The organism is Candidatus Binatus sp. (assembly GCF_036567905.1).
In the GTDB taxonomy this organism is placed as follows: domain Bacteria; phylum Desulfobacterota; class Binatia; order Binatales; family Binataceae; genus Binatus.
Map to the genome: position 1 here is coordinate 1 of NZ_DATCTO010000009.1, position 6,653 is coordinate 6,653.

General features: G+C 63.0%; 5 protein-coding genes and 1 pseudogene. 2 read left to right on the forward strand and 4 right to left on the reverse strand.

From position 1 onward, the window contains the following. Nucleotides 1-254 precede the first annotated feature (254 nt). The 4 genes from VIO10_RS00930 to VIO10_RS00945 all read right to left on the reverse strand — a co-directional run bounded on the left by VIO10_RS00930 (nt 255) and on the right by VIO10_RS00945 (nt 4,043). Nucleotides 255-1,556 carry an anaerobic glycerol-3-phosphate dehydrogenase subunit C gene (locus VIO10_RS00930; RefSeq protein ID WP_331958052.1) on the reverse strand — a complete coding sequence of 434 codons (1,302 nt, stop codon included), beginning with the start codon at nt 1,554-1,556 and terminating at the stop codon, nt 255-257. Between the two features lie 130 nt (nt 1,557-1,686). Next, nucleotides 1,687-2,103 carry a rubrerythrin family protein gene (locus tag VIO10_RS00935; protein ID WP_331958054.1) on the reverse strand — a complete coding sequence of 139 codons (417 nt, stop codon included), beginning with the start codon at nt 2,101-2,103 and terminating at the stop codon, nt 1,687-1,689. A 55-nt stretch (nt 2,104-2,158) separates the two neighbouring features. Continuing rightward, entirely contained in the window at nt 2,159-2,662 is a 504-nt protein-coding gene (locus tag VIO10_RS00940) for a transcriptional repressor (protein ID WP_331958056.1), read from the reverse strand. Between the two features lie 88 nt (nt 2,663-2,750). Then, nucleotides 2,751-4,043: a cyclopropane-fatty-acyl-phospholipid synthase family protein gene (locus tag VIO10_RS00945; protein WP_331958058.1), complete on the reverse strand. Its 1,293-nt coding sequence runs from the start codon at nt 4,041-4,043 to the stop codon at nt 2,751-2,753. 191 nt (nt 4,044-4,234) lie between these two features. Here VIO10_RS00945 and VIO10_RS00950 point away from each other — a divergent pair, with 191 nt between their 5' ends. Beyond that, on the forward strand, nt 4,235-5,824 hold the full coding sequence (locus tag VIO10_RS00950) for an FGGY-family carbohydrate kinase (protein WP_331958060.1): 1,590 nt from the start codon (nt 4,235-4,237) through the stop codon (nt 5,822-5,824). Nucleotides 5,825-5,944: 120 nt separating this feature from the next. Then, nucleotides 5,945-6,653, forward strand: a pseudogene (locus tag VIO10_RS00955) (aspartate aminotransferase family protein); the annotation flags it as partial.

A 6,653-nucleotide genomic window follows, 5' to 3' on the forward strand; every position in this document is an offset into this window, starting at 1 on the left:
GGGTGCAGGGGCCGCAGCCCCTGACCGTGGCGACGGCAGCGCAGCATTAAGTCGTTGCATGGTCCGCGCCCGCCATCGGGCAGGGCTCAGCCCTGCCGCGGTCTCTTCTATAGTGTAGTCGCGAAAAGATGCGCTGCGCAGATTTTCGCGTCTTCTTAACATTGGGTGCAGGGGTCACCCCTGCCCAAGGATGCGCGAAACCCACGGTGGGTTTCGCATATAATCAAGTTCTCCCATCGGGTGCCCGGCCCTGCTCAGCCCTGCTGGTATGCGCGTGCTAGCACCTCCAGCGGATGAAGCGGACGCACTCCCGTCGCCTGTTCGATTTGCACCGCCGCCAGCGGACAGTCGGTCGCCATCACCCGTGCTCCCGCTTCGCGCATCCCGGCGAAAGCCTTCTCGCCCCACTTCATCGAGAGCGCGAAAAACTCTTTTTTCATCGCCCAGGTTCCGTCATGCGCCGTGCACGCATCGACCGTCGTTACTTCGACGCCCGGAATTTGGCGCATCAGGTCGCGCGAGCGCAGCCCGATGCCCTGCGCCTTGAGATGGCAGGGCACGTGATACGCGATAGTGCCGGGCGTGGACAGAAATTCCTTGTTGAACTTGCCGGCGCGGTGAAGTTCGTAAAGCAGCTCGTGCGAATCGACGACCGCCGCCGCGAACTCCCTGACCTCGTCGCCGGGCAGCAGGTTCGGATACTCCGCGCGCATCATCAGCGAGCAGGTCGGATTGATCGCGGCGATTTTGTAGCCCTCGCGCACCAGCGGCAGCATCGAATCGATATTCGCCCGCGCTTCCTTGCGCGCGAACTCGACGTCGCCGCCGTCGAGCGCAGGCATCCCGCAGCAGTTCTGCTTCGGGCATTTCACCGCGCATCCGTTTTTCGCAAAGACCTCGACCGCCGCCTTGCCCGGCCCGGGGTTGTAGTAATTGACAAAACAGGTTGGGAAAATCGCGACTTTCGCGGCCGGCTCGGCCGGCATTGCGGGCAGCCCGGTGCGCCTGAGCCACTTGTCGAAAGTCTCGGCGGCGAAGTCGGGAAGCAGCTTGCCGCGATCGATCCCGAGCAGCTTCTCCATCATCACGCGTTGGAACTTTTGATGGCATCCCCAGTTTGCCAGCGCCGGCGCCATCGCCCCCGCCTTGCCGAGCTGATCGGGACGGGCCAGCAGACGCTCGCGCAGCTTGACCCCATCTTCCTTTGCGCTCACCGCCTTGGCGCGAAGGATTAGGCGCGGGAAATCGAGCTGGAACTCATGACCGTCGCGCGGTGTGTAGGGACATTTGATCTCGCACAGTTTGCATCCGTAGCAGAGCTCGATGACGCGCTCTTTCTCGGCCGCCGTGAGCCCTCTCACGTCGCCGTCGTTGCGATCGATCGCGTCGAACAGCGCCGGGAACGACGGGCATAGATTGAAGCACAGACGGCAGGTGTGACAGATGTCGAACACCCGCTCGACTTCCTTGTCGAGTCCGGCGCGGTCCCAGTACTTCGCTTCAGTGGAATTGTAGGAAAGGCCGTCGCTCGGCCTGGCCTCGATTCGTTTGGCCATCGGGAATAATCCTGGCTGCGAACTTTATCTATGCCGGCGCGTGCGCGTGTGCGCGTCCGGCGTGGCGCCGCCGTTGAAATAGCGGGCGGGCCTCGAAGCCCGCCCGCTGGCGGTGTTCGCGCGATGCCTGTTAGAGCGTGCCCTGCGCCTTGGCGAAGCGTCCGGCGTGGGACTTTTCGGCCTTGGCAAGAGTTTCGAACCAATCGGCAATTTCCGTGAAGCCCTCTTCGCGCGCCGTCTTCGCCATCCCCGGGTACATGTCGGTGTACTCGTGAGTCTCGCCGTGAACCGCGGACTTGAGGTTCAGCATCGAGTCGCCGATCGGCATGCCGGTCGCCGGATCGCCGACCGATTTCAGATAATCGAGATGGCCGTGGGCGTGTCCGGTCTCGCCTTCGGCCGTATCGCGAAACAGACCCGCGATTTCCGGCTGGCCTTCGACGTCGGCGACCTTGGCGAAATACAGATAGCGGCGATTGGCCTGGCTTTCGCCTGCGAACGCATCCTTGAGATTCTGATGGGTTTTGGTTCCTTTGAGATTTGCCATTTTTGTTTCTCCTGGTTCTGACTCCAATTTGGTTTGATTGAGCTGGCTTAAAAAATCAACGGCGCGGCTTCCCTGTCCGATTCGCGCTGGCGCGCCTGGCCCCGCAATCCTCGCACAGCGCCTGAATCTCCAGCGACGAGCCGAGCACCGTGAACTCGCCCAGCTCCGACTGTCCGGCGAGCAGGCGGTCAAGGCGGGGAACCTCGATATCGCGGATACGCCTGCATTTCACGCATACCACATGATGATGCGGGGTGACATTCCCGTCGTAGCGCGCGCTGTCGTGGAGCATCGTAACCTTGCGCGCCTCGCCGATGTCGCACAGCGTTTCCAGCGTGCGATGCACGGTGGCGAGCGAAATATGCGGATGCTGCATTCGGACCGCGGCAAAGATCGCGTCGGCGCGCGGATGCTCGCCCGAGCCGAGCAGCGCCTTGATGATCGCCAGGCGCTGCGGCGTGACCGCCAGGCCGCCGCGGCGGCATCGCGCGGCGAACTCGGACAGGCGCTTGGCGGCGTAGGGGCCGCGGCGTCGTTCGTTTACCAGCTGTAGTTCCATCACCTAGGTGATAGTAATTATCATCTGGTTATTGCTGTTGTCAAGCGGAAAGCACCCCGGCGCTCGCGAAGATTGAGCGGGCGCCCGGTTACAGCCGCGGCAGAATTGGAAGAATCGGGGCGCGTTTTGAGTCGGGCTTGGTCAGGATCATCTGCACGTCGCCGATGTAGCGCTCGCGAAAGCCGCCCTCGCAGTAGCAGAGGTAGAACTCCCACATCCGGATGAATTCTTCCGGATAACCGAGCGCGCGCACGCGTTCGATGTTGTCGAACATCCGGATTCGCCAGTTCTTCAAGGTCTCGGCGTAATTGGACGTGAGATCTTCGAGATGGAACAGCCTGAGATCGCTCGCGCGCGTGATCGAATCGCACAGCGCCGTGACCGACGGAAGGAAGCTGCCCGGGAAGATGTACTTCTTGATGAAATCGACGCGCTTGAGCGCGCCCGCATACTCGCGGTCGGTGATCGTAATCGCCTGCAACAGCATCATGCCGTCGGGCTTCAACAGCTCGCCGCATTTGCGGAAATACGCATCGATGAACTGATGCCCGACCGCCTCGATCATCTCGATCGAGACGGCCTTGTCGAACTGGCCGCTGAGGTCGCGGTAATCCTTGAGCAGCACGGTGATGCGCTCCGACAGGCCCTCGGCGGCGATTTTTTTGACGGCGTAGTCGTGCTGCGCGCGCGAAATCGTGGCGGTCGTGACGCGGCATCCGTAGTTCTTGGCCGCGTGAATCGCAAACCCGCCCCATCCCGTGCCGATCTCCACGAGGTGATCGCGGGCCCGAAGATCGAGCTTGCGGCAGATGCGATCGACCTTGGCCGTCGCCGCCGCCTCCAGCGTGGCGTCGGGGCGCTCGAAGATCGCGCACGAATACATCAGCGTGCGATCCAGAGTCAGCTCGAAGAAATCGTTGCCGAGGTCGTAATGGGCCGCGATGTTGCGCCGGCTGCCGGTTTTGGTGTTGCGATTGAGGTAGTGGATGAAGCGGCGTAAGGGATTAGTCAGCCGCACCAGGCCGCCGTCCATGCCCTCCATCACTTCGCGGTTGCGGATCATGATTTGCGCGAGCGCGGTCAGATTATCGGTCGTCCACGAGTCGGCCATGTATGCTTCGCCGGCGCCGATGCTGCCCGCAAGCGCGATGTCGGAATAGAAGCGGCGGTCCTTGACGCGGATGGTGGCGCGCAAATCGGCGTCCTCGATGTCCTCGCCGAATGGGATGCGCTCGTCGCCATCTTCGATCACGATGCGGCCGTTTTTGATTCCCGCCAGACGGCTTAGAACCGCGCCGCGCGCGAAACGATCGATGATCGCGGGTCGGCGCGCCCGAGCCGCATCGACGCCCAATGTGACAATGGAATCAGCTTTGGCCATCGGCTTCGATTACACCGCCGTCGCATCGCGGCGCAAGCGCAGCGGCGCGCCTCCGATCCCGTTGCGCTCTGCTCGAAGAGTTTCAAACTGCTGGATTATTTTTCGTGATGCGGTCATTCTGAGGAACTCGCGCGGCGCATCAAACTCGCCCGACGCATCAGGTAAATCAACCGCGAGCGGAACTCACACAGATGCCCTCCTCCACCGCCCTGAAATACGTGCTCGCCATCGACATGGGCTCCGGCAGCACCAAGGCCGCCGTCGTCTCGAGCGCGGGCGAGGTCGTCGCGTCGGCATTGCGCCACACGACCACCATGATCATGGCGGGAGGCGCGGTCGAGCAGGACCCCGAAGAATGGTGGCGGGCCGTGTGCGACGCGGCGAAGGAGGCGATCGCGGCCTCGCGCGTGCCCGCGGCGCAAATCATCGCCGTCGTATGCACCACGCTGTGGGCCGTCACGGTGGCCGTTGACGAGGACGGCGCCGCAATCGGCAATGCGATCTCATGGATGGACACCCGCGGCGCGAAATACAATCGCGCGGTCGCCGGCGGATGGCCGCGAGTCCAGGGCTACGGCTTGTTCAAGCTGCTCAAATGGCTGCGCTTCACGGGCGGCGCGCCGGTTCAATCGGGCGTCGATGGCCTGGGGCATATCCTGTTCATCAAGCATGAGCGCCCCGAGATATATGCGCGAACCTTCAAGTTTCTCGAGCCGATGGATTACCTCAATCTGCGACTCACCGGGCAGTTCGCGGCTTCGTACGCGACAATGTTCACGTACTGGCTGACCGATAATCGCAATCCCAACCGGATTGACTACGTGCCTGAGTTGCTTGCGATGGCCGGCGTCGATCGCGCCAAGTTGCCGGACTTGCGGCCAGTTGACGCCGTGCTCGGCACTATCAAGCCCGAAGTCGCAGCCGATCTGGGCCTGGCGCCATCCACTCGCGTCGTGATGGGCTCGTGCGACGGCCATGCGGCGACCCTGGGCGCGGGCGCGGTGGGCAACTACGAGGGCTACTTCTATATCGGCACCACGGCGTGGATGAGCTGCCACGTGCCGGCGAAGAAGACCGACCCGATCCACATGCTGAGCGCGATGCCGGCCGCGCTGCCGGGCCGCTACATGGTCAGCGCGGAACAGGGCGCGGCGGGACGCAGTCTCGAATTCCTGAAAGACATCCTGTATCCCGCCGACAGCGCGAATTCTCCCATCGACGTTTACGCCGACATGAACCGGCTCGCCGCGGAGGTTGCGCCGGGGAGCGACGGATTGATCTTCACGCCGTGGATCAACGGCGTGCTCGCGCCGCACGAGGACGCATCGACCCACAGCGCCTTCTTCAACCAGAACGCGCGCACCAGCCGCGGCCATTACGTGCGCGCAGTGATGGAAGGGGTCGCGTACAACCTGCGATGGCTCAAGGGTCACGTCGAGAAGTTCATCGGGCGGCCATTCGAGCAGCTTAATTTCATCGGCGGTGGCGCGAGCTCCGACCTGTGGTGCCAGATCCAGGCCGACGTGCTCGGATGCACGGTGCGGCAAGTCGCCAATCCGCGCAATGCCAACGCGGTGGGCGCCGCGATGGCGGCGTTTGCCGCACTGGGCGAGATTGCAGTCGGGGAAATCTCAGCGCGGGTGAAGATCGCCGCCGAGTATCGGCCGATCGAGATTAACCGGCGCCTGTACGATCGCCAGTTCCGCGAGTTCCTCGAGTTCTATAAGCGTAACCGCGCGATCTACCGGCGCCTCAACCCGGCCGCCCGCGCGTCGGATTGAATCCGGCGATGGACTAGTATTCAAATCGATGGCGATCATAAGAGCGGCGACCGCCGAGCCGTTTCGCTTTTCACTGGTACCCGTGGGAGATCTATTCGGAGATCTATAAGGAGTCGTTCCATGCCCAAGGCAGCAAAGAAGCAGCCAGCGCCCTCCGGACCGTTCGGAGATATGTTCCCCTATCGCGAAACCTTCGAGACCTTTCGCGAGCTGCCCAAGAAGAGCCGCCAGCCCGAGGAGGTCATGGGCGAGTTGCGCAGCATCGCGCGCCAGGAAAACGCGCGCTGGCAGACCGGCCAGATCTCGGGCACCTACTACCACGGCGGGATGGAGCACTACGCCTACCTCAACCGCGTGTTCGCGCTGTTCTCGCACGTCAACCTGCTGCAGCGCGACATGTGCCCGAGCGGCACCAAATTCGAGGGCGAGGTAATCGCGATGACCGCGCGGATGCTGGGCGCGGAACTGGCGCGCGAGAAGGATCCGCAGGCCGACGTTTGCGGAGCGGTCACTTCGGGCGGCACCGAGAGCATCATCCTGCCGATGCTGGCGTATCGGGAGAAAGCCAAAGCCGAGCGCTCAATCACGGCGCCCGAGATGGTGGTGCCGGAGACGATTCATCCGGCATTTTCCAAGGGCGCGCACTTTTTCGGCATCAAGTTGATTCGCGTGCCGGTCGGAGCCGATTACCTGGCCGACGTGAACGCGATGCGGCGCGCGATCGGGCCCAACACCATCGCGATCGCGGGCTCGGCGGCGAATTATCCGCACGGGCTGATCGATCCGATCGAGCACTTGTCCGACCTCGCGCTTGAAGCCGGCGTCGGTC

What these genes read in the sequence shown, in the direction of transcription:
- VIO10_RS00930 (WP_331958052.1), bottom strand. Translation starts at nt 1,556, where the DNA reads ATGGCCAAACGAATCGAGGCCAGGCCGAGCGACGGCCTTTCCTACAAT.
- VIO10_RS00935 (WP_331958054.1), bottom strand. Translation starts at nt 2,103, where the DNA reads ATGGCAAATCTCAAAGGAACCAAAACCCATCAGAATCTCAAGGATGCG.
- VIO10_RS00940 (WP_331958056.1), bottom strand. Translation starts at nt 2,662, where the DNA reads ATGGAACTACAGCTGGTAAACGAACGACGCCGCGGCCCCTACGCCGCC.
- VIO10_RS00945 (WP_331958058.1), bottom strand. Translation starts at nt 4,043, where the DNA reads ATGGCCAAAGCTGATTCCATTGTCACATTGGGCGTCGATGCGGCTCGG.
- VIO10_RS00950 (WP_331958060.1), top strand. Translation starts at nt 4,235, where the DNA reads ATGCCCTCCTCCACCGCCCTGAAATACGTGCTCGCCATCGACATGGGC.